At 37.2% G+C, this 21,210-nt stretch carries 20 protein-coding genes and 1 pseudogene; 13 read left to right on the plus strand and 8 right to left on the minus strand.

Going from position 1 to position 21,210, the window contains the following annotated elements; genetic code table 11:
* Positions 1-4 precede the first annotated feature (4 nt).
* Complete coding sequence (locus tag AC2SLL_RS00625) at positions 5-802, plus strand: hypothetical protein (protein ID WP_486529733.1); 798 nt, start codon at positions 5-7, stop codon at positions 800-802.
* Positions 803-924: 122 nt separating this feature from the next.
* Here the strand turns inward: AC2SLL_RS00625 and AC2SLL_RS00630 are convergent, their stop codons facing one another.
* Positions 925-1,152: an antitoxin VbhA family protein gene (locus AC2SLL_RS00630; RefSeq protein WP_486529734.1), complete on the minus strand. Its 228-nt coding sequence runs from the start codon at positions 1,150-1,152 to the stop codon at positions 925-927.
* Between the two features lie 144 nt (positions 1,153-1,296).
* On the opposite strand from AC2SLL_RS00630, the gene AC2SLL_RS00635 reads away from it, so the two are divergent.
* From AC2SLL_RS00635 to AC2SLL_RS00645, 3 genes and pseudogenes are all read left to right on the plus strand, one after another.
* Complete coding sequence (locus AC2SLL_RS00635; RefSeq protein ID WP_486529735.1) at positions 1,297-1,542, plus strand: EexN family lipoprotein; 246 nt, start codon at positions 1,297-1,299, stop codon at positions 1,540-1,542.
* A gap of 2,635 nt (positions 1,543-4,177) precedes the next feature.
* Positions 4,178-4,657, plus strand: a complete 480-nt coding sequence (locus tag AC2SLL_RS00640; protein ID WP_486529736.1) for a DUF2059 domain-containing protein — start codon at positions 4,178-4,180, stop codon at positions 4,655-4,657.
* A 260-nt stretch (positions 4,658-4,917) separates the two neighbouring features.
* Positions 4,918-5,121, plus strand: a pseudogene (locus tag AC2SLL_RS00645) (cysteine peptidase family C39 domain-containing protein); the annotation flags it as partial.
* A 534-nt stretch (positions 5,122-5,655) separates the two neighbouring features.
* Here the strand turns inward: AC2SLL_RS00645 and AC2SLL_RS00650 are convergent.
* Both AC2SLL_RS00650 and AC2SLL_RS00655 read right to left on the minus strand, forming a co-directional pair.
* Complete coding sequence (locus AC2SLL_RS00650; RefSeq protein ID WP_486529737.1) at positions 5,656-7,218, minus strand: ATP-binding protein; 1,563 nt, start codon at positions 7,216-7,218, stop codon at positions 5,656-5,658.
* A 71-nt stretch (positions 7,219-7,289) separates the two neighbouring features.
* The gene (locus tag AC2SLL_RS00655) at positions 7,290-7,964 is read right to left on the minus strand and encodes a heavy metal response regulator transcription factor (protein ID WP_486529738.1); all 675 of its coding nucleotides are present in this window, start codon (positions 7,962-7,964) and stop codon (positions 7,290-7,292) included.
* Between the two features lie 335 nt (positions 7,965-8,299).
* Here AC2SLL_RS00655 and AC2SLL_RS00660 point away from each other — a divergent pair, with 335 nt between their 5' ends.
* The 6 genes from AC2SLL_RS00660 to AC2SLL_RS00685 all read left to right on the plus strand — a co-directional run bounded on the left by AC2SLL_RS00660 (position 8,300) and on the right by AC2SLL_RS00685 (position 13,390).
* Positions 8,300-8,560, plus strand: a complete 261-nt coding sequence (locus AC2SLL_RS00660; protein ID WP_486529739.1) for a hypothetical protein — start codon at positions 8,300-8,302, stop codon at positions 8,558-8,560.
* A 161-nt stretch (positions 8,561-8,721) separates the two neighbouring features.
* Positions 8,722-9,348, plus strand: coding sequence for a c-type cytochrome (locus tag AC2SLL_RS00665; RefSeq protein WP_486529740.1), 627 nt, complete (start codon positions 8,722-8,724; stop codon positions 9,346-9,348).
* 21 nt (positions 9,349-9,369) lie between these two features.
* Entirely contained in the window at positions 9,370-9,972 is a 603-nt protein-coding gene (locus AC2SLL_RS00670; protein WP_486529741.1) for a DUF411 domain-containing protein, read from the plus strand.
* Positions 9,973-10,113: 141 nt separating this feature from the next.
* Entirely contained in the window at positions 10,114-11,823 is a 1,710-nt protein-coding gene (locus tag AC2SLL_RS00675; RefSeq protein ID WP_486529742.1) for a copper resistance system multicopper oxidase, read from the plus strand.
* A gap of 33 nt (positions 11,824-11,856) precedes the next feature.
* On the plus strand, positions 11,857-12,879 hold the full coding sequence (locus AC2SLL_RS00680) for a copper resistance protein B (RefSeq protein ID WP_486529743.1): 1,023 nt from the start codon (positions 11,857-11,859) through the stop codon (positions 12,877-12,879).
* Positions 12,880-12,901: 22 nt separating this feature from the next.
* Entirely contained in the window at positions 12,902-13,390 is a 489-nt protein-coding gene (locus AC2SLL_RS00685; RefSeq protein ID WP_486529744.1) for a DUF305 domain-containing protein, read from the plus strand.
* 157 nt (positions 13,391-13,547) lie between these two features.
* Here AC2SLL_RS00685 and AC2SLL_RS00690 read toward each other — a convergent pair whose 3' ends face one another.
* Positions 13,548-13,748, minus strand: a complete 201-nt coding sequence (locus tag AC2SLL_RS00690) for a hypothetical protein (protein WP_486529745.1) — start codon at positions 13,746-13,748, stop codon at positions 13,548-13,550.
* A 186-nt stretch (positions 13,749-13,934) separates the two neighbouring features.
* Between AC2SLL_RS00690 and AC2SLL_RS00695 the strand changes: the two genes are divergently transcribed.
* Positions 13,935-14,054: an MGMT family protein gene (locus AC2SLL_RS00695; RefSeq protein WP_486529905.1), complete on the plus strand. Its 120-nt coding sequence runs from the start codon at positions 13,935-13,937 to the stop codon at positions 14,052-14,054.
* A gap of 323 nt (positions 14,055-14,377) precedes the next feature.
* Here the strand turns inward: AC2SLL_RS00695 and AC2SLL_RS00700 are convergent, their stop codons facing one another.
* The 4 genes from AC2SLL_RS00700 to aroQ form a co-directional block, all read right to left on the minus strand.
* The gene (locus tag AC2SLL_RS00700) at positions 14,378-14,842 is read right to left on the minus strand and encodes an Rrf2 family transcriptional regulator (protein ID WP_486529746.1); all 465 of its coding nucleotides are present in this window, start codon (positions 14,840-14,842) and stop codon (positions 14,378-14,380) included.
* 368 nt (positions 14,843-15,210) lie between these two features.
* On the minus strand, positions 15,211-16,458 hold the full coding sequence (locus AC2SLL_RS00705) for an NnrS family protein (protein ID WP_486529747.1): 1,248 nt from the start codon (positions 16,456-16,458) through the stop codon (positions 15,211-15,213).
* Between the two features lie 525 nt (positions 16,459-16,983).
* A complete protein-coding gene (locus AC2SLL_RS00710; protein WP_486529748.1) occupies positions 16,984-18,282 on the minus strand; it encodes an ABC1 kinase family protein in 1,299 nt (432 codons plus the stop codon).
* Between the two features lie 64 nt (positions 18,283-18,346).
* The gene (gene aroQ / locus AC2SLL_RS00715) at positions 18,347-18,835 is read right to left on the minus strand and encodes a type II 3-dehydroquinate dehydratase (RefSeq protein WP_486529749.1); all 489 of its coding nucleotides are present in this window, start codon (positions 18,833-18,835) and stop codon (positions 18,347-18,349) included.
* 511 nt (positions 18,836-19,346) lie between these two features.
* On the opposite strand from aroQ, the gene AC2SLL_RS00720 reads away from it, so the two are divergent.
* Together AC2SLL_RS00720 and AC2SLL_RS00725 are read left to right on the plus strand one after the other, a co-directional pair.
* Positions 19,347-19,562, plus strand: a complete 216-nt coding sequence (locus tag AC2SLL_RS00720; RefSeq protein ID WP_486529750.1) for a cold-shock protein — start codon at positions 19,347-19,349, stop codon at positions 19,560-19,562.
* 478 nt (positions 19,563-20,040) lie between these two features.
* Entirely contained in the window at positions 20,041-21,192 is a 1,152-nt protein-coding gene (locus AC2SLL_RS00725) for a DEAD/DEAH box helicase (protein WP_486529751.1), read from the plus strand.
* Positions 21,193-21,210 lie beyond the last annotated feature (18 nt).

The following is a 21,210-nucleotide window of genomic DNA, read 5'->3' on the forward strand; positions in this document are numbered from 1 at the left end:
CATTATGAGTCTTAGTAATAGCCAAGCGTCAAATACTATCAATACAGCGTCCTTCAATGTACTTATCATAAACTCCTCTGGAAATTCGGGTAAAACCAGTGCTGGTAGAGGATTTATTTTGCCTCGATTAGATAACCCTACCTATTGCAGAGTCGATTTCTCAAAAAGAAATTTAAGACAGGGGGAGTCTTTTTTCCCTGCTCACAGGTTATCTGATGTTCATAAAGTATTAATGCAGTCTCACTCTACGGTTGTTGAAGTGGGGGTATCTGTCTGTGAAAAAGTTATTAATAAAATGATTGAAATGGAAGGTTGTCATGATGACTATGATTATGTGCTTGTACCTACCTTTAATACATCACCTAAGTTAATAGCGGACAGTATCCGTACTATAAAAATACTGATTAATATGGGAGTGCCTTCATACAAAATCAAAGTGCTGTTTAATAAAGCAGATGATAGTAACACTTATTTTGAACCTTTAATCAAAGCTTTAAAAGAGTTAGGAATACCTTATCATTTGGAGGCACAGAGTCATAGCTACAAATATTACGATGGGTTAGACGCATTGGATATAGATTACCACGATGTGACTGAAACTAAACTTCAAGATGACTTGCATTATCTTAAGCTCTTAAAAGATAGAGCTTCTAAATATGGGCTGACATCAGAAGAGTCTCAAAGATACGACTATCTCGTCGATGCAATTGAAGTACAGCGACTAGTACTTAGTTATAAAAAACATGAAGATGAGGTTTTTGAACTACTTTTTGGAAATGGTCATTGTGAGCGAGTCGCTTGATTGGCTTTTGAACGATTGATGTGGTTAACGTTTGATTTAAATTATTACCGTCGTAGATAGCTAAAATTATTATAGTGCATTCTAAGACAGGAGCTTCATTCCAAAAGACGCTCTTAATGACTTCATTGTGGGCTTTCTTCGTCCAAGTTTTTAGGTTTAAGTGGGCTTTTACCTTCAGCAAGTTTCTGAAATCCCTCTATAGTCTCTTCTAGTGTCTGGTAGCCTAGTATAAAACGTTCCGCCCATTGTTCAGCATGTTTATTTGGAACAAAACCAGACAAACTGACATTACCTTTTGCTCTTTCCCAAGATTTTCTACGTCTTGCTTGTTCTTCGAGTGATATTCTCATAATTAAAGCTCTATTTTCTATATTAACGAGGTCGTTAAGTTTGTAGTAACTTTGAACCAATCTTAACTTAATAGCCGAAATTGTATCGATAGTAAGTCATTAAATAACATTTTTGAGTTCAACCAATTTTAAAGGATTAACCGTATGAAAAACACTTATATTATAAATACTTTTCTAGCCTCGGTACTGGCTTTGTCTTTAACAGGTTGTAGCGAGGAAAAGGTTAGAACCGTCAGCTATTATACTGAAAACCCTGACGAGATTGATAAGGTACAGGATCGCTGTGAAGCAGAGAACGATAAAGGGTATAAGGTCGAAGGTAACTTGGCTGAAAATTGTAAGAATGCCCGTAGGGCTAAGATGAAGCTGATTAGGTCTGCATTGAGGTAAGTATTCATTGTGTGGTCACTGAGAGTTAAAACCCTACTAGCCTAAAATAGTTATATAAGACCGTTAGTTACAATTAGTTCTAACGGTTTTTTTACTCTTGTTAATTTAGATTCTAAATTACTATTTGAATCGTCAATGCTAGGTTAGCAGATGACAACTCAGTGAAATATCATTATAGGTATATAAGTGTACTTAAGTATCGTACGATTAAAAGAACTCTAATTCATAAACCGTACGAAAGCAAAAACTTAAATTTAAATCGTACGCACTATCAAGCAGGATTTAAAATTCGTACGAACTAATAAAATACCTACTTAAACTCACTACTTTAACAACTATAATAGTTTTAGAATATATAATTGATTTTAAAACGATACAAGTGATTTAAAGAAGATATAATTGGTTTTAGAACAATACGATTGATTTTAGAGAAGTAAAATCGCAACATTGAAATTGGTAGAATGTAATTATCAATTCACTGTTAAAACCCCCTTTAAACTGGGACCTTTTAGAATATATAATTGATTTTAGAGCGATATAAATGATTTTAAGAAGATATAATTGATTTTAGAACAATACGATTGATTTTAGAGAAGTAAAATCGCAACATTGAAATTGGTAGAATGTAATTATCAATTCACTGTTAAAACCCCCTTTAAACTGGGACCTTTTAGAAGATATAATTGATTTTAGAGCGATACAAATGATTTTAAGAAGATATAATTGATTTTAGAACAATATGATTGATTTTAGAGAGGTAAAATCGCAACATTGAAATTGGTAAAATGTAATTATAAATTCACGGATTCAAAATCCCTTTAAATCTGAATGTTATTGAACTATATAATTGATTTTTAAACGCTATGATTGTTTTTTGAACAGTATAATCACAAGGTCGGTTAAGCCTTCCATAGGTATAGACTAGCTAAATGACATAATAGTACTATTCGAATAACAGCAATTTAAAAATTCATCATGAAACCTTAGAGGTTGTTGAATATTCAGACATTAGAATTACCGATAGCTATGCCAAAGGGGTGCAGGACTGTTTTTAGATAGAATCGTTATATAGTTTATTGTGGTGGTTTGCATTCGATATTTTTGAAATTGGGTCAACTAGATTCGTTTAGAAGTAACCTTGATTATTTAACTAATGCTGTTTGGTATCTAAGGAAATCAAAATCAACTCTATCTATAATGTTTAAAACTTGTAGTTTATAGACATAATCTAATATCAACTCCTTTCTAACCAACTTGAGTATAAGAGTCGAATGTTTAGTTGTATTCATAGAATCACACACTAATTAATGTGTTGGAAGTGTGTTTAAGCATATAATTAAGGAGATTTGACGAACGTTCTCACTATTAGCTTAGTTGAATTGTATTTGATATCAAAATACTTAAGTATTTTTAACAAAATAAACCAATTTTTTAAGAATATATATGATGCATTGCTTCATCTTTAAGTAGTCTGATTAAGATACGGTATAGATAAACGCAGGGGTAGAATATAGGATGTATAAAAATTACACTTTTGGTATGCTAAAAAACTGTAAATACTATACTAATTAGGTGACCATTTTTGCAATTTGCGGCTTGATAAACTGTATTAAATTACGCTAAATGTCATACCTAGAAATATTGCTATAACCCTTTATTTACATAGCTTTGTATGTTAAAGTATTTTAATACAATTTAACGAAATATGGTGGGTTTAGCCTGTCACGCCGGGGGTCGCGGGTTCGAGTCCCGTCCGCTGCGCCATATTTTAAAACTGGTTTTTAGAACAAAGTTTCAGCCCTAAGCATTTATTTACTTAGGGTTTTTTTGTGGGTGGTGGTTTTATTTCTTTTCTTCAAAAGCCTTTATTAACAGTATTTTCATGGAAAGGTAATTACCTCAAAAAAATAACAACACCTAAATAGCAACACCTAAAGGCAATTTTAAATACCATGCGTAATCCTACAAAAATCATGATTCAATCGGGGGAAGAACCCGCTTTACTGGCCCAGAAGAAAGTGTTGTTTTAAATAGCCAAGGCATAGTTATTACAACATGTGGTTAGCCTAGCTCTCGCTAAGTTGGCTTAATTGTTTTTCAGCGTTTATTTAAAGACTCTAGCGGTAGGGTTTGGTTAATGAAAGTACGTATTGTTGGATTGCTTAGATTTAAAGTTGAAGTGGTGTTAAAACAAGTAGGTAATAATGACAATTATTAATCTAATTATCTCAAAACAACAGGCTGAGTTTTTACAAAAAGAACGTTACTTATAATTTGTAGAGTACGGTAAGATTCAAAGTTTCTTTGCCTATACAAGATATGATTATACGCAAAGTATGTTTGCTAGTATTAATGATGACAATTATCAACTATCTGAAAGTGGATTAAGCTTGCTGAAAAAGCTTATATTACTAGATAATAATGAAGCTTATTGGTCTGTCATGCATTTAAAAAATAGCATGAGTGAAACCCAAGCGTGTCATAACGCTTTGAGACTAATCAGCAATAAAGAGTATGTGCAATTTTCTTTGAGTATAAGTTCTAATTTAATCTACGATATTCTTTATAAACTATAGATCGTTTAGAATAAAAAGCACATTGCTATCTGATAAATGGACTTTAAAAGGAGTAAAAAATGTCATTTTTAACCAAAACTTGCCAACATTTATTCTTATCAACCACGCTTCTTATATCAGGACTAGCCATCACTCAAGCAAGTCATGCCGCCGTAGCTTTGCAAGCGCAAGATAGCCATAAAGTTGCGCTTGCTCGTAAACTTATCAATATGGATGGCTCTAAACAAGGTTTCAAACAAGCCAATAAATTCGTTATAGAGTCTATGCGTAGTAATATGATTGATATGCCTGATGAGTTTTTTGAAAAACTATCGAATAAAATGGACAACTATGATTACGAATCTCAATTAGCCTATACTTATGCACAAGTGTTATCCACTGATGAGCTAAATGCTTTAATTGATTTATATAGCTCGCCTACAGGCAAGTCATTAGCCAGTAAGATGGGACTATTAACGGAACGTATTGCACAACAACAAAGTCAAATCTCTGAGCAGATGATTCAACAAACCTTGGCTGAGATGGGAATGCTCAATTAGCCATTGTCTGGAAATGAGCTACTGTCATTAGATTGAATAGGTACTGCTTATGATTAATCAGCTAACTAAATGAGCATATTAATTTATCGCAGGCAGTGTTTGGCTTTTTAGCGCTTGCAACCTCTATGAGTGCTAATGCTGCGCCTATAGTATTAAATACCAGTGCAGGTACGGAGTTTGTTGATATTCCCATAACTACCTAGAAGCAAATGCGTGATGCTCAAGTTGTTAAACAAGATTTAGATTAATCTTGCGGTGCTTCATCGCTATCAACCGTATTAACCCACTTTTATAACACCCCGACGTCTGAGCAACAGATTTTAGAAGATATGCAGCTGACAGATATGATGGCATCCTTTCGAGATTTAGCTCAGGTTAGTCAAAAATATGGATTTACTGCCAAAGAAGGTATTCAAGCTTTTCGGCAAGGTTATGAGACACTGTTTATTACTGGAAATTATTGATTTGCAGTCTATGAACGGGAGTTTGATGATTAGTAGTCAGTTTTCAATAGAGCATTGGCGTGATAGGTTTAGTAATTAAACGATTGCCAATGTTTCGCTAGATCGTGTTATCAATCTAGCGCCCATCATTGAATTAAAAGGTAGGTCTATGAGGAAAGTATCAGATGCTTTTGATCGGTAATATTAAATAGCTTTTCACTCTGAAATTAACGTGGTCACAAATGGTAATAATGGCTGGTTACATAATTTGCCATTTGGTGGTCACGTCTCATAAGATTAGGTGAGTATGGAAGAGGTCATATCGCCTTTTCAACTTGCTCTACGACTGCTAGTCTAAAGCCTAATGTGTAATCCTTCTGTGTGGGCTTAAACCTTGCAACATGTGACTTATCTATTTATAAAATTCCTTTGTGTAAACTTATTTTAGGAATGGGATAGGCTCTAATTAAATGACCAAAATGCTTATTATAGACTTACTAACATTAATCTTTAAAGTAATAATTGCAATCCTTAACGTCTGTAATTATAGTAATCTTAAAGCAACAACTTGATAACCGCTATAAACAATCTGTCTTGCTGAATAGTGATAGTTACCTTGCCACCATGCGCCTTAACAATTGATTGAGCGATAGATAATCCTAGCCCTGTTCCCGAAAGAGTGATTTCAGTATTGTCATTATTGGTATGGGCAGTATGAATAGTATGGCGGTAAAAACGCTCAAACAGCCGATTTGCCTCTTTTTGAGTCATTGGCACTGCAAGTTCGTTTTGAATAACAATGTTTAGAGTGGGCTGATTTAAAGGCAAAGGTTTGGTGCTTTTATGGGTCAAATTAGAATGTTCTGTGTTGTGGGTTTGCTTATTAGCACTGATGCGATTGGCACTGATACGAATGATGCTATTCGTTTTCGAATAATAAATAGCGTTTGAAATTAGGTTGGCAAATAATCGTTGTAATAAGCCTTTATCGCCTTTGACGGCTGTAAACTCTCCCTCTTTTAATAAAGTAAGATGCCTATCGTCCGCTAACAGTTCATAATATTCAATTAAATTATTAAGCATATTATCTAAATCAACATCTTCAAACTGTTCTGGGCTCAAGCCTTTTTGAGTTTTGGCAAGTAGTAGCATATTATTAATCAGCTCTGACAACTGCTCTAATGTCTCATGTTGCTGATGTAACTGCTCGACATAATCATCGCTATCCCTTGGTTGACTCAGCATGACTTGTGTCTGGGTGCTCAGTATGGCAATTGGCGTGCGTAGTTCATGGGCTATATTGTCAGAATATCGCGATAAAGATTCAAAATTATCTTCCATTTTACTCATCATAATATTATATGACTCAGCAAGAGGACGCAGCTCACTCGGCATATCGGATACGGTGATGCGCTCACCGAGTTGCTCAAAGCTAATGCTTTTCATTTTCTGAATAAAGGTCGTTAGGGGTGAAAACCCCCAATAGACACTGAGAGTTGCGATTGAGATTAATAACAGAGTTATGGCAATCAGGATAAGTTTTAACTGCCATTTAAATTGATGAAGGTATAATTGATGTACGTCAATTGGCAAGGCTAATAAATAAATGGTATCTGCGTTATTATCAGAGTTATTATGTGGGTTGTTATTTGGGTTATTATCAATATTGTTAAAAGCACTGTTAACGTTGTTAATTATAATACTACGATACGGTCTGTTATTTAATGTCAGTTCAAATTGTTTATTACCGTGCTTTTTCACTAACTCACGTATATTGAGCTGCCTGACAGCTAGCTGCTCTGCACTTGTCGTTTGATCTAGTAATAACAGTCCATTAGCATCAAATTTAAACACCTTAATATCGTAATCCAAACCGCCAGAATGCAGATGACTAGTGACATTTTGCGGGTTAGCTAAATTTTCACTATCGTTTAAAGAATTGCTATCTAAGGTATGACGCAAATTATAAGCCGAATGGGTTAAAATCTCTGCATCCATGACTTCAAAATGGCTATTTACTGACCGCTGAATCCAAAAATAGACCACGATTTGTGACACAACCACAAATACGGTGAGTAAGATGACCGTGCGCCATAGCAGTGAGATTCTAATATTCATTCGGCAAATTTCTTATGTGTTAGGCATCATTTTGTCGTTTAGTTGGCCTTAGGTTCAAGTTACTCTTCAAGTTATTCTTCGAGCTTATAACCCATGCCACGCACTGTATGGATTAGCTTGGTCTCAAACCCTTCATCTATTTTCATTCGAAGACGTCTGATAGCCACGTCAATGACATTGGTATCGCTGTCAAAATTCATATCCCAAACCTGTGAGGCAATAATCGAACGTGGTAACACCTCTCCTTTTCTCTCAATCATAAACTGCAATAATGAGAACTCTTTTGATGTCAATTGAATAGAGGTGTTGCCTCTATAAGCAGTGCGTTTGGCAAGGTCTAGTGTTAAATCGGCTATTTTAAGTTGGGTGCTAAGGTATTCTGACTGACTGGATCGTCTCAATAAGCTTTTAAGACGTACCACCAGTTCTGCAAAGGCAAACGGCTTGGTCAGATAATCGTCTCCTCCAATCTCAATACCTTTAATGCGGTCTTCTAAATTATCTTTAGCGGTCAGAAACAACACGGGGGTAATGTGACCTGCTGCACGGTAGTTTTTGACCAGCTCAAAACCGCCAATATCTGGCAACATAACGTCCATAATGATGGCATTGTAGCTCTCGGACATCATTGCATGGTAGCCATCCAAGCCATTTTGCTTGTGATCGACAAGAAAGCCTGACTCGGTTAAGCCCTTTTTGATATAGTCGCCCAGCTTGACCTCATCTTCGACTAATAAGATTTTCATTTACGCCCCAACAAATTAATATAACTAGGACTTACGCATATTAAGAAAATGTGACGACTGGCAATCATTTTTAAATCGTCTAAAGGTAGAGCGAAGCCTCTCAAAAATAATTACAAGTCATTTTATAACATCGTTCAATCATATTTTGCGTAAGTCCTAATAACCAGTCTTCATGTTAGAACAATAGAACCTAATTTAATAGCATCTTGCCCTCAACATGACAGATTTGTAATGTTGACGTCATGTTGGTGTCATTAGACAAACCGTATCATTACTATGAAAAGATTCTAATCCAATCTTAATGCAACCCTTAAACTCTACAAAAGGTAATTCCAATGAAAGTACTTAATATGATTTTAGCCACTGTCGCTACTTTAACGATTGCGACAAGTGCCATGGCGCATGATCCTAAACTGCATGCTCAAAAAGACCAAATGAATTGCGAGAAAATAAGCCAACACATGCAAATGATGAAAAATATGGATCATAGCAAAATGGATATGAATGACCCTGCTATGCAATCAATGATGGCAAATATGAGTAAAATGCAACAGATGTATGCCAAGCACTGTGTTAGCTCAACCGATAGCAAGTAGCTTTATCTTCAAACTCAAAAATTCCCAATCAAATCTGATGTAGCTCAAGGGAATCTCAGGGGATAAAGCGGAATGTAATATTTAGCCTTTTTTAAAATCTCATAGCCTTTTACTAATAGCCCTTTAATGAACACCCCTTAAATTACTTAAGTAGGACTCAAATGATAAAGTTCATTTTAGGGGGTGTGACCACCCTAGTTGTTATGTTAATTGTCGCTTACGCGGTCCTATTAAGTGGACGAATAAATGTTGGTGCTGACCATGAACATAGCCCAATCGTTTATAGTCTAATAGAAAAAGCACGAATCAATTCAATTAAACATGCCAGCAAAGACATTGTTGTTCCGAAACTTAATGAGCCTGCAATGATAAGTGCAGGCGGTGCCGATTATAAAGATATGTGTGCCAGTTGCCATTTATCACCCGACGTTTCCGCAACTGATTTAAGCTTAGGTTTATATCCTAAACCTCCAAATTTTACGGATACTAGTGTCGTCAGTCGATTTGCAGACGATGAAGGCGCTAAACAGGGATTTTGGGCGATTAAACATGGCATTATGGCATCGGGTATGCCTGCATGGGGAGCAACGCACGATGATGACAGGATGTGGGCAATGATGGCTTTTATCAAAACCTTACCCAACTTAACGGCTGATCAATATACCATGCTTACCACTAAGTTCGATGCAGAAATGATGGGTGAAGCAATAGATGGCATGATGGATGATTCTATGAACGACATGATGGATGATTCTATGAACGACATGAGTGGTGATATGCAGCATTAAAATGACAGATGAGGTAGTAGTATGCAAAACTCTAATATTAGGTCTGTTAAATCCATAAGTGCGTCAATACTATTTGGCTTGATGTTATCCTTAACCGCTTGTGGTGCGCCAAGCAATTCCAACTCAGCGATAGAATCAACAGGGACTGCTTCTGATAATATAGCAATAAAACAACCTAAGCTTAACAAATCTGATGAAAATCATAATAGTGGCGCTTTATTACAAGGTATCAGTGCCACTGTTTATAAAGATGCCAATTGTGGCTGTTGTACCGAATGGATCAGCTACGCCAACAACTTGGGGTTACAATCTACCTATCAACATCCTGAAGCCTTAAACTTGGTAAAAGATCGTTATGGTGTACCTGAAGCATTACGCTCTTGCCATACGACGGTCACCGAAGATGGCTATGTGTTCGAAGGTCATATCCCAGCAAAATTTATCGCTCAATTTTTAGCGAATCCACCGTCTGATGCTATCGGGTTAGCAGTTCCTAGTATGCCAGTGGGTAGTCCTGGTATGGAATTTGAGGGTAAATTTATGCCTTATCAGGTTTTCGTGATAAATAAAGATGGTTCTTATGAGGTGTTTGCCTCCGTCGAATCCCCCGAACAGCAGGTCTAAGGCATGACAATAGCTAGCAAGGTTCATTTTTAAGGGTGTGCTATTCAAATTATTATCATTAAATTCTATCCCTTTATGTTGACATAATGCTGGATTTATCTCTTCGAATCACTCTGATTCATATCTTAATTAGGTTGTTTTATGAATAACAAACATAACTTGAACCGTAGAAGGTTTTTATCTGGTGTTGGATTAGTGGCTGGAAGTACCGTTATTAGCCCCGCTTGGGCAAACTCTAACCTAAGCGGTAACAATTTGGGCGGTATCAATAGTGGTCATCTCAATCCAGCTGCTGAACAAACTCCTGTATTAACGGGTACTGAGTTTGACTTATATATCAACAAAACACCTGTGACCATCGCTGGTAGAAAAACCACGGCGACATTAATTAATAACTCACTGCCTGCGCCGACTCTGAAAATGAGAGAAGGCGATACAGTCACGATTCGAGTCCACAATGAGATGAACGAGACCACCTCCATTCATTGGCATGGGCTATTAGTGCCTTTTGAAATGGATGGTGTTCCCGGTATTAGTTTTGCAGGTATCCCTCCTAAAAGTACCTTTACCTATCGGTTTACCCTAAAGCAATCAGGCACTTATTGGTATCACTCGCATTCAGGATTTCAAGAGCAAACCGGTATGCTGGGCGCTATTATTATTGAGCCGAAAACTCGTGAGCGTTATCCGATTAGTGAAGATCATGTGGTAGTACTGAGTGATTGGACTTTTCGAGATCCGCATACGTTATTAAAGCTCTTAAAACAACGTGCTGATTTTGATAACTACCACCTTCCTGATTTTAAAAAGTTACTCTCGGATATTGCCCAGACTGATATTAAAACAGCAATGGATAAGCGTAAGATGTGGAATCAGATGCGCATGATGCCCACTGATTTTAGCGACTTAACGGGTGAAAACACCTTCACTTATCTTATTAATGGCAGACCCTCAACTGAAGCTTGGTATCAAAAAATTAAAGCAGGGCAACCTGTAAAACTGCGGTTTATTAATGCGTCAGCGCAAACCATATTTGATGTGCGCATACCGGGTTTGAAGATGAAAGTAGTGGCAACAGATGGCGTCGATGTAGAACCCGTTAGTATTGATGACATCCGAATTGGTGTAGCCGAAACTTACGATGTTATTGTGACGCCAACTCAAGATGCGCATACTATTTTTGCGCAAAATGTGGATCGTACAGGTTATGTGACAGCGACACTTGCCACCAAAGATAATGCACATGTGCCTGCCGCCGCTATCCCTAAAATGGATGGCGTAGAGTGGCTGACCATGGCCGATATGATGGGTGAAATGAGTGGTAAGTTTAAAGCCAACCACGCCCATACCGAATATGACTTTAAAACAGACATGCGTGTTGACACGCCTAGAGTGAATCTTGATGACCCGGGTATTAATCTGCGTCATATTAATAGAGACGTACTGACTTATAGCCAGTTACGTAGTGTGGATGATCACATTTTTGCTGAGCAATTAAAACCGACCCGTGAGCTTGAGCTGCACCTTACTGGCAATATGGAACGCTATATTTGGGCGTTTGATGGGGTTAAATTTAGCGATGCGGCGCCAGTTAATATCAAACCTGGCGAGCGAGTTCGTATTACCTTAGTCAATGACACTATGATGATGCACCCCATGCATCTGCACGGTATGTGGAGTGATATGCGAGCACCATCTGGCGAGTTTCAAGTCAGAAAGCATACGATGTTGGTGCATCCTGCTCAAAAAATGAGTTTTGATGTTACTGGTGAGCATGGACGATGGGCTTGGCATTGCCATCTTTTATACCATATGGAAGCAGGTATGTTCCGAGAAGTCGCCGTTGTTTAATTCCTAAAAATTATATTTAGACAGAGCCATCAGATGAAAACACATAAGATAGGTTATTTTACGCTTAGTATGGTGTCACTGGTTTTAACCCCTTCTGTTGCATTGGCATCAACGTCGTCTGCAGAGGCTAACTTACAACCACTTAAAATGTCGGGCATGGATCCCAGCTCGATGGATATGTCAGGCATGGGTCATAGCTCGATGGATATGTCAGGCATGGGTCATAGCTCGATGGACATGACAGGCATGGATAATAGCTCAATGGACATGTCAGGCATGGATCACAGCTCGATGGATATGTCAGGTATGGATCATAGCTCGATGGATATGTCAGGCATGCAAGGTGGTAAACCACCAAAAAGTGCCCGTAGCCCTGATTACTCCAACGGCATTGATTATGGCAAGTTTGGCAAACCTATGATGATGGGCGATATGCCGACATGGGGGGTATCTGTTTCTGATTTGGGTTATAACTTTGATGAGGACAATATTAATTTTGAGACAACTGCTTGGTATGGTACTGATGAAAAGCGTGTTATTTTTGAAAGCGAAGGTAGTGCACAAACGAAAGATGATACAGCAATTGATAGCTTATCCTCGTTGTCTTATTGGAAACCACTAAGTATCTTTTGGAATGGTCGCTTAGGTGTGGCTTATGATACGGCATTGGATGACGCCGCTGTCATGGCAGGTATTGAAGGGACAGCACCCTACTTCATCGAAACTTCAGCCAATGCTTATTTATATACTAATGGTCAACTTAGATTAAATGCAGGCGCTGAATATGAATGGCGACTCACACAACATTGGGTCGTAAACCCCGAAGTAGAAATCACCGCATTTAGTAAAGATGATGATTCACAACATATAAGAAAAGGGTTTAATGAACTTGAGAGTAAAGTTAGACTTACCTATGAGACCCTAAACCGTCAAGTAGCCCCTTATATTGGTGTCAGTTACGAGACAGCACTGGGTGCAAATCGAGGGCAGCACCGAGCACATGGAGAATCAGTAGACACAAGCAGTGTGATAGCTGGGTCAAGTTTCTGGTTTTAATCACCGTTATCAGGAGGCGATAATGAAACAGGCAGCAGAGCACAATGCACATTATTCAGATTCAGGTATGAATCCTTATCTGAAATTCACGTTAATGATCCTTACTTCAACATTGATAATGTACGTGATGATGTACTTAAACACTTATAAGTGGGATCACGTTTATTTTAGTGAAACTAGGGCTTATATGGCTCTATATATGGGCGCTGGCATGGCAGTAATAATGCTGGCATTTATGGGTAATATGTACAAGAACACTAAGCTTAATCTCTTGATCTATGGTATTAGTGTGGTGATCTTCGCATTAGGGCTTTGGGGTGTACGCTCTCAACAAACAGTGGAGCAGGTGGATTGGATGCAAGCGATGATTCCCCATCATTCGATTGCCATTTTGACCAGCTCACGGGCAAACATTGAAGACCCGAGAGTTCAGAAGCTCGCAGATGATATTATTGAGGCACAGCAGCGTGAAATTAAAGAGATGCAGGCACTGATTGAGGAGCTAGAGTAATATAATTAGGGTCAAAGAAGTTAGGGTTTACTTGTTTATAGGCTTTTTTGCCTATTCAGGGCCAGTTAACACTTGATATAAACCCAGCTGAGTTTCGTAAGTAGGGTCTACCGTGTGCACGGCAATCTTCTTCATGGTAGTGTTAAACGGCTGAAAATTATTGAGAATGGTTTGGTCTACAAGGTACATCTAGCATGCGTGTATAATCGATAGCCTGTTGCATCCCTTTACCAATCGCATGTTTATTGGCTTTGGCTTTTACCACCGCAAGAGGCCTATTAGGCTTTTGATATAACACATTATTGCCGCAATCAACAAAAGCATTTGCTACCTCGCATTTTGTGATGACGAGCAACAAGGGTAGGAAGCTCTTTATAATAAGTGTCCATAAGCTATATTCATTGCGAAGATCATGGGATTACATCGTTAAGTTATGACTTTCTTTGAAAATCGCATGAGCTTTCAGACAAACTGTAAAGAGACTATTAAACTGCATTTAAAAGGAACACCTTTTCAATGAGAAGTTTGGTAGGCATTACTGTCTATCCATATAGCAGAGTTGACAACCTATTGTGCTATTGCAGCGATCATAGAGAACCCCACCGCACAGAAAGCTATTGGCAACGCAATCGGACAAAATCCTGTGGCTTTTTTAAATCAATAAATTCGAGTTTAAGAAATAAGAGTAAAATCAATTATTAAGACATTTCGATGACGACGTTAAAAATTTATATTATGTTTGTTTTTCTAGAGTTTATCTGGGAAGCGTCATTCATCTTAAGTTATTTAACATGCCCTAGAGTTTGAAGGAGCCGTAGATACCCTATCGTTGGTAATGAATGCAACAGGAGTGCTAACCACTTAGTCCCATGATAGGGCTGTGATGAGCGGTAAATGATAGGTAATGTACTAAGATTGCGTCAGCTGACGTTGTCATTCTTTTGGCTAATGAGTTTGGGTTTTATCCTCTAGCTTTTTTTGATTAAGCTATTTTGGAGCAGCAGTTAATCTTAATTGCTGCCATAATTGCGCATCGTTTTCTGTTATATCAGCCAACGTATAATTGTCCATTACTCTCAAAAAAGCGTTAGTCGCTTTATAAAATACATGCTGTAATTGGCAAACAGGTTTGATAGAGCAGCTTATGGATTCTTTTTCTTTATAATTGTTTAAACAGGTGACAGTAGCAAAATCGGGTTCAGTATGGCGCAGGACTTCTCCTAAATTGATATCTTTGCTTGATTTAGCAAGGCTTATACCACCATTTTTACCGCGCAAACTAGTTATATAGCCAAGTTTTGCAAGCTGGTGAATAATTTTAGTGAGATGACTCTTTGAGATGTTATAACTTTCTGCAATATCAGATATAGTGGCCAGTTTATTTGAGTCAGGCATTGACGCTAAATACATCAAGGTTCGTAGTGCATAATCACTATAATTAGTAAGACGCATAAGCCATTTCCTATAAATTAATTTTAGTGCATTCAGTGTATGTCAGTAGATATTTATGAGGTATCACTTACCCTAACGAGAGGTAGAGGTAAAAGGCACTATAGATTAGGTGCTATGGCTTGCGAACTGTGGAACAAGCACTATGAATATAGGGTTACAGTTACTTACTGTATAGTCCTACCCAAGGTTAAATTATTACGGTGTTACCTTGACCATTCACTAGCCGTACGTACTACCTACTGTAGAGGATGCTCTCGGGTTGCTTGCCATAAGTTTAAAATGGTTTGGTTATAGTGTCGATACGTTATTGTTTTTTATACCGTGCATTTCAGTCTCAACTTAGAACATTCAATTTGATCGTAATAAGACTAACCGAACAGTCCATCTTTTCTTGGTCTAGACAAAATGGGAAGGTAGCTGACACAAAATAATGCAAAACAAGCTATCCAAGCCGTTTGTGAAATCATTATCCAAGCTAGATATTGGTCTAATGAAATAATAGGCATAATGACTCTAAATAAAAACACTATTATCATTAACCAAAACATTAAAATCACAGTTTTAGGGGGATTATGGATATTTAACCCAGTGTGTCCCAGTGACACTCTAGCCATCATTGCAATGGTCATCATACCGATTCCAGAAATTGCTATTGCATGAACGGCTAAACTGTGACTAAAGTTAAACCAAGGTTGTAGGGCAAAGAGAAGAAAGCCGATACACATTCCTAAAAATGCCATATAGAGTGACCACAACAATGGCTTTTGCCAAAGCCGAGGGTTGTACCAACCCACAAGCCTGATAAAGTTGACGATAAATACAGTAAACGCGCTTATGCTTATGAGATAAGGCATAGGGAAAAAGATATCTGCAAGCATGAATACAAAGAAAGAAATTAGACTTAGGATATCGAGCAGTTTGCTGTTTTTTACCTTCACTTCATCTTTACTATCACAACTTAATCCACGTTCGATAAAAAAAGGAACCACACGGCGTCCTATGGTAAGCACTACGCCTATAATTAAATAGAGTCCAACGTAGATGCCTATTCTTGTATAGTTAATATCTCCCTTATAAAAGCCATAATAACTAAGCGCATTGCCAATAATAAGTAATAACAGCTTGGAGACAATGCCTATCTGTTTATATTGCTTTACCTTTAAAACTGCATGAGCAATTGCCGCTATCATAAGCAGCATAAAAATTAAGTCGCTTAGCATTGCTAAAAATAGCCATGCAGAGCTGCTGCCTATATTGATCCCTATAAATGCCCAGCTAATGCGGGCTATAGCCCAAAATATGAATATACCCATAAGGCGATAACCGTATGGCATCATTACGCCAGTCCATGTTTTAACAGCAGTGAGTAAAAACCCTGCAACAATGGCCATGGCATAGCCATACAACATTTCATGGCCATGCCAATAAAAAGGGTTTATTTTAGTCACATCTATACTGGTTTTACCGGTATATATAAACATCCAAATTAGAATAGTGATAATTGCAAAGAGGCTACCTGCGCTAAAAAATATTCGAAAACCAAAATTAAATATGGGATGTGGCGATATAGGTTGGTGTGATGGTGGCTGAATATTTAGCACCTTTTTATTCATCATGACTTTCTTCTTAAAGATATATTTAAAATGAATGTTTAATTTTATTATAGTTTAAATACTTCTGATTGGATAGATTATTGAAACAAAAAACACGCAATATTGATTAGTTGTAGATATAAGCAAAGTTTAAAACAAAAAAACCTGCTGAGTAACCTCAGCAGGCTATGGAGACAAAGACTATTATTGGTTTTTATTATTATTATTAGTTATCGGAATTAATTATTGACATTAGTGATCTCCATTAACCCTTTAACTAATAAGTATTATAAACGCATACATTCAAAAAGTAAATGATTATCATTAACTTTAAAATCAAACATTATCTTACTCATCAAGGTCTATTCACACTTTGATTGAATGGTCTATATAATAATTTTTGCATCATAAAGAGGTATAAGAGCCAGTCAAGGATTTAAACTTAAAGAGTCAGATAGAAACGCCATGTGAAAACCGAATATTTAACTCATAGAGTTAGCCAATAACACGCAACGATACATGTTGATATTAGAACATAACATATGGGTATTAGAAATCTATATACTGCCTAACTAAGGGACTAAGATCAATTTCAACCCCTAAATTGACCAAATTCCAGTACTGACCTGTTACGGTACGGTTTAGCATTAGGGTGGTTGATGAGGGTTGAAATTGCTTGTAATATTTCAAACTTTGCTTAGCCTGAGCGACCGCTTCATAATGTACCTGACTGTTGCTAAAATCGAATGGCCCGGTATGGTAGGGGGCAATAGAAAGCGGTTGGAGCCCTATTTCCAACCACTGCTGATAGTATTGACCAGGTACTAGTACATCATCTTCACAACGGATTTCCATGGCGATAAGATCTTGCTCTAAAGCGGTAACGTCACCTTTAAGCGCATGTTTGGCAAAACGTTTAAATAACTGCATTTCAGCATCGCTATAGGAGCGAATACCTCCAAAGTCATAGGCTATGACACTACCATCTGGCCGAAAAGCAAAATTGCCTGGATGCGGATCACAATGCATACGGTACAGCTTAAATAGCTGTCCTGCACTGAAGTGAAACAGTCGCTCTGCTATTTTTTGTTTTACACTGTTTTTCCAAGTGGCAGCAACGCTCAATGATTCCCCAAGTTCTTCGGTTAAAGTTAAAATACGTCTCGTTGAATGACTTGGAATGACTTTAGGAATGATAAGTCCGGTATCATCAGCATGAAAAGCGGCAAATATGGCCAAGTTATGCGCTTCTTTTACGTAATTAAGCTCATCTTTCAGGCTATTTCTGATTTCATGAAATATCTGCTCCTGTAACTCGCGACTCATATTAAGTACACCGGCCATTTTCAAAGCCATACGTACCTGTTTAAGGTCACTGTCACAGTTCTTGTCTACATCAGGATATTGTACTTTTACTACCACACGGTCGTTGTTCGGTAATATCGCTTTATGAACTTGTCCGATAGAAGCCGCAGCAAAAGGCTGTTGTTCAAAGCTTTTGAATGCTTGTTCAATTGGTTTGCCTAACTCATTTTCAACTTGTTTTTTTATTTGGTAATAAGGCATGGGTGGTGCATTTTTTTGCAATCTTTCTAAAGCATTAGCGACCTCAGGGGGAAACACATCTTTGTATTGGGAAGCAATTTGCCCCACTTTCATCACTGCCCCCTTCATCTCGCCTAACGTGTCGGCAATCTGTATACCAACATCTTGCAGCATTTCAGAACGCGCTTGATTACGTTTAGCCTCATCGCTGGACAAATGTCTAAAAGAATTTTTTGCCGCTTTACCCGCAATACTTGCGGTCATACCTGCAAGTTTGATGAATCGTTTGCCTGATGTTGCCATGGTTGCAATGCCTTGTCCGTCTAACCTAATTGTTGATAGGCTGCTAGTTATATCAGCTTATTCATTACATGTCTGTATATTGAGCGATAAAATAACTTACGGCCATGTCATAGCCGAGATGGCCTAAACCACAAATTACTCCTAAAGCGCAGTCACTAAAATATGATTGACTTCTGAAGGCTTCACGGTTGTGAATGTTTGACAAGTGAACTTCAATAAAAGGTTTGTTGGTGGCGAGTAGGGCATCACGCAGCGCTACAGATGAGTGGGTAAATGCAGCAGGGTTAATGATGATACCGTCGACTTGCTCGTTGCTATCAGTGAGTAGGCCATGATGCTGTATGGCATCAATTAAAGCGCTCTCTGAGTTAGATTGCAGGCAAATTAACTCTACTTTGTGTGCTTGGAGCATATTGATTAAGCGAGTTTCAACCTGTTTTAGGGTGGTTGTCCCGTAAATATCGGGCTCTCTTTTACCTAATAAATTAAGATTAGGGCCATTTATAAGCAATAGTCGCCGGTTAAAATTTAAGTGATTTTTGACAGGGGGCATTGTAATCTCAGCTGGTCAAAATGAATAAAGAGGTTTAATTAACACAATTCTATTTTAAGAGTATACTGCTTTTAAAGTTAGGATGCCTAACGGGTTGTCTGTATTTAATTGTTTAAATAACGGTTTAAATATTTGGTTTAATAGTTATCTCCTTCGTTGGTCAAAAACCTTTCTAAGTAAGCGCTAAACTTAAACCAATAGAGGTCATATATTCATATTATTACTAAACTACCATATGAAAGTAATACAACAAATGTGAATTTTATGTTAAAACTCTTTGTGTTGTCATATTGTCATGATATGATTAGTTATAGATAATATTTATGTCAAAATGTTTCACTGGTACTATTAAATCATATTATCTTAAGAAACATGATGAATAATTAATATTATCTATCAGTGGATATAATATCCATCACAACATACACCCAGTTTTAGCTATAAATTTAATTTATACAATTAGCAATTGGGGCTAAATTGAAGTTTATTTATTAAGTTTAGGAAGTAAATTATGTCAGCTCGTGAGCAAGGTACTGTTAAGTGGTTTAACGATTCAAAAGGTTTCGGTTTTATTCAACGTGATAGTGGGGAAGATATCTTTGTTCACTTCCGTGCTATTCAGGGCGATGGTTATCGTTCGCTTGCCGATGGTCAAAAGGTTGAGTTTATTGTTACTGAAGGCGACAAAGGCTTACAAGCTGAAGAAGTTACTAAAGTTGAAGACTAAGATTAGCCCTGTTGATTATTTATTTGATGTAGATTGCTTATTGTAACTTTTAAAAAATAAGTTGCAATGAAAAAGATAGTTTTAGAAACGTTATATATTAAGTTAAATTAGATTTTTCATATCTTTGTTTTAGACATACTTTTGCTGAAACTCAGGTTTTTTGATTAATAACGTTTTACCATTAGCGATACTTTAAATACTACTGATGTTTTAAGCAAATGCTGTCTAGCAAATATTGTTTGCTGGTTTTGTTAGACCGCTATATGGCCGACACACTAGACCAGTTGCATATTATATGCAACTGGTCTAGTGTGTCGGCTTTTTTATTTTCAATAGTTATTATCGATAGTTATTATCAATAATTATTACCATTCGTTATTATACTTATTTATTATTAAGGTTTGATATACTGACGGTGGTTGATGAATATAATAAATCCAAAGTTGTATTAACGGGTATTTAAGCATAAGGAAGTTCAGTGGATAATTTTATTAAATTCAGTGATTTGGCATTAAGTGATAGTATCTTGCAGTCCACGAGTGAACTTGGTTTCACGGAACTGACGCCAATACAATCGCAAATTCTACCCTATACCTTAGCTGGACAAGATGCCATTGGTCAAGCGCAGACAGGCACTGGCAAAACAGCTACATTTTTGATCACTATCATAGAGGCTTTATTAGCAAAGCCGTTTGATAATGATGAACCTCGATATGTAGGTGAACCGCGTGCTTTGATATTAGCCCCAACGCGTGAACTTGCCAATCAGATTTTTGAAGATGCCCTTATATTGACTCGTCATACTCAGCTACATAGTGTCTGTGTGATGGGCGGCATTGATTATGAGCAGCAAACTCACCAGCTTGAAAAGGCGTTTACGGATATCTTAATAGCAACACCCGGTCGTTTGATTGATTTGATTCATAAAGGTTTTGTCTTTTTAGATCGTATTGAGGTATTTGTGCTGGATGAAGCAGACCGAATGTTAGATATGGGTTTTATACCTGATATTAAGCGTATTATTGGTTATATGCCTGCCAATACAGATCGACAAAGTCTTTTATTTTCAGCCACATTCAATCAAGATGTAATGAATTTAGCTTATCAATGGTTATTAAACCCAATATTTATTGAGATTGAGCCAGAACATAAAACCAGTGATTTGGTAGAGCAAAAGTTTTATTTGCTTACCGAATCTGATAAATATAGGGCACTATCTCAAATATTGGACGATGAGAGTTCAGAAAAAGTGATCGTTTTTGCTAATCGAAAAGATCAAGTTAAACGACTCTATAATCGATTAAATAAAGATTATAATGTGGTTATGCTTTCTGGAGATGTTGAACAGAACAAAAGAGAGCGTTATTTAGATAGATTTAAGAATGGTGAGGCTAAAGTATTAGTAGCTACTGACGTGGCGGGGCGAGGCATTCATGTAGATGATGTCAGTCATGTGGTTAATTATACCTTACCCGATCAACCAGATGATTACGTTCATCGAATTGGTCGTACGGGACGAGCAGGCCAAACAGGTATTAGTATCAGTTTTGTTAGTGAAGACGATGCGTTTAACCTGCCAGCGTTAGAAACGCATCTTGACACAAAATTAAAGTTAGAACAATTTAATTAGACTTTCTTAGTTTGAGCT

Source organism: Psychrobacter sp. CX97 (assembly GCF_057396285.1).

Coding starts and splice junctions, on each gene's coding strand:
- AC2SLL_RS00630 (WP_486529734.1), bottom strand. CDS start 1,152: ATGAGAATATCACTCGAAGAACAAGCAAGACGTAGAAAATCTTGGGAA.
- AC2SLL_RS00685 (WP_486529744.1), top strand. CDS start 12,902: ATGAAACAGGCAGCAGAGCACAATGCACATTATTCAGATTCAGGTATG.
- AC2SLL_RS00680 (WP_486529743.1), top strand. CDS start 11,857: ATGAAAACACATAAGATAGGTTATTTTACGCTTAGTATGGTGTCACTG.
- AC2SLL_RS00625 (WP_486529733.1), top strand. CDS start 5: ATGAGTCTTAGTAATAGCCAAGCGTCAAATACTATCAATACAGCGTCC.
- AC2SLL_RS00670 (WP_486529741.1), top strand. CDS start 9,370: ATGCAAAACTCTAATATTAGGTCTGTTAAATCCATAAGTGCGTCAATA.
- AC2SLL_RS00700 (WP_486529746.1), bottom strand. CDS start 14,842: ATGCGTCTTACTAATTATAGTGATTATGCACTACGAACCTTGATGTAT.
- aroQ (WP_486529749.1), bottom strand. CDS start 18,835: ATGCCCCCTGTCAAAAATCACTTAAATTTTAACCGGCGACTATTGCTT.
- AC2SLL_RS00655 (WP_486529738.1), bottom strand. CDS start 7,964: ATGAAAATCTTATTAGTCGAAGATGAGGTCAAGCTGGGCGACTATATC.
- AC2SLL_RS00660 (WP_486529739.1), top strand. CDS start 8,300: ATGAAAGTACTTAATATGATTTTAGCCACTGTCGCTACTTTAACGATT.
- AC2SLL_RS00710 (WP_486529748.1), bottom strand. CDS start 18,282: ATGGCAACATCAGGCAAACGATTCATCAAACTTGCAGGTATGACCGCA.
- AC2SLL_RS00675 (WP_486529742.1), top strand. CDS start 10,114: ATGAATAACAAACATAACTTGAACCGTAGAAGGTTTTTATCTGGTGTT.
- AC2SLL_RS00705 (WP_486529747.1), bottom strand. CDS start 16,458: ATGATGAATAAAAAGGTGCTAAATATTCAGCCACCATCACACCAACCT.
- AC2SLL_RS00650 (WP_486529737.1), bottom strand. CDS start 7,218: ATGAATATTAGAATCTCACTGCTATGGCGCACGGTCATCTTACTCACC.
- AC2SLL_RS00635 (WP_486529735.1), top strand. CDS start 1,297: ATGAAAAACACTTATATTATAAATACTTTTCTAGCCTCGGTACTGGCT.
- AC2SLL_RS00665 (WP_486529740.1), top strand. CDS start 8,722: ATGATAAAGTTCATTTTAGGGGGTGTGACCACCCTAGTTGTTATGTTA.
- AC2SLL_RS00640 (WP_486529736.1), top strand. CDS start 4,178: ATGTCATTTTTAACCAAAACTTGCCAACATTTATTCTTATCAACCACG.
- AC2SLL_RS00720 (WP_486529750.1), top strand. CDS start 19,347: ATGTCAGCTCGTGAGCAAGGTACTGTTAAGTGGTTTAACGATTCAAAA.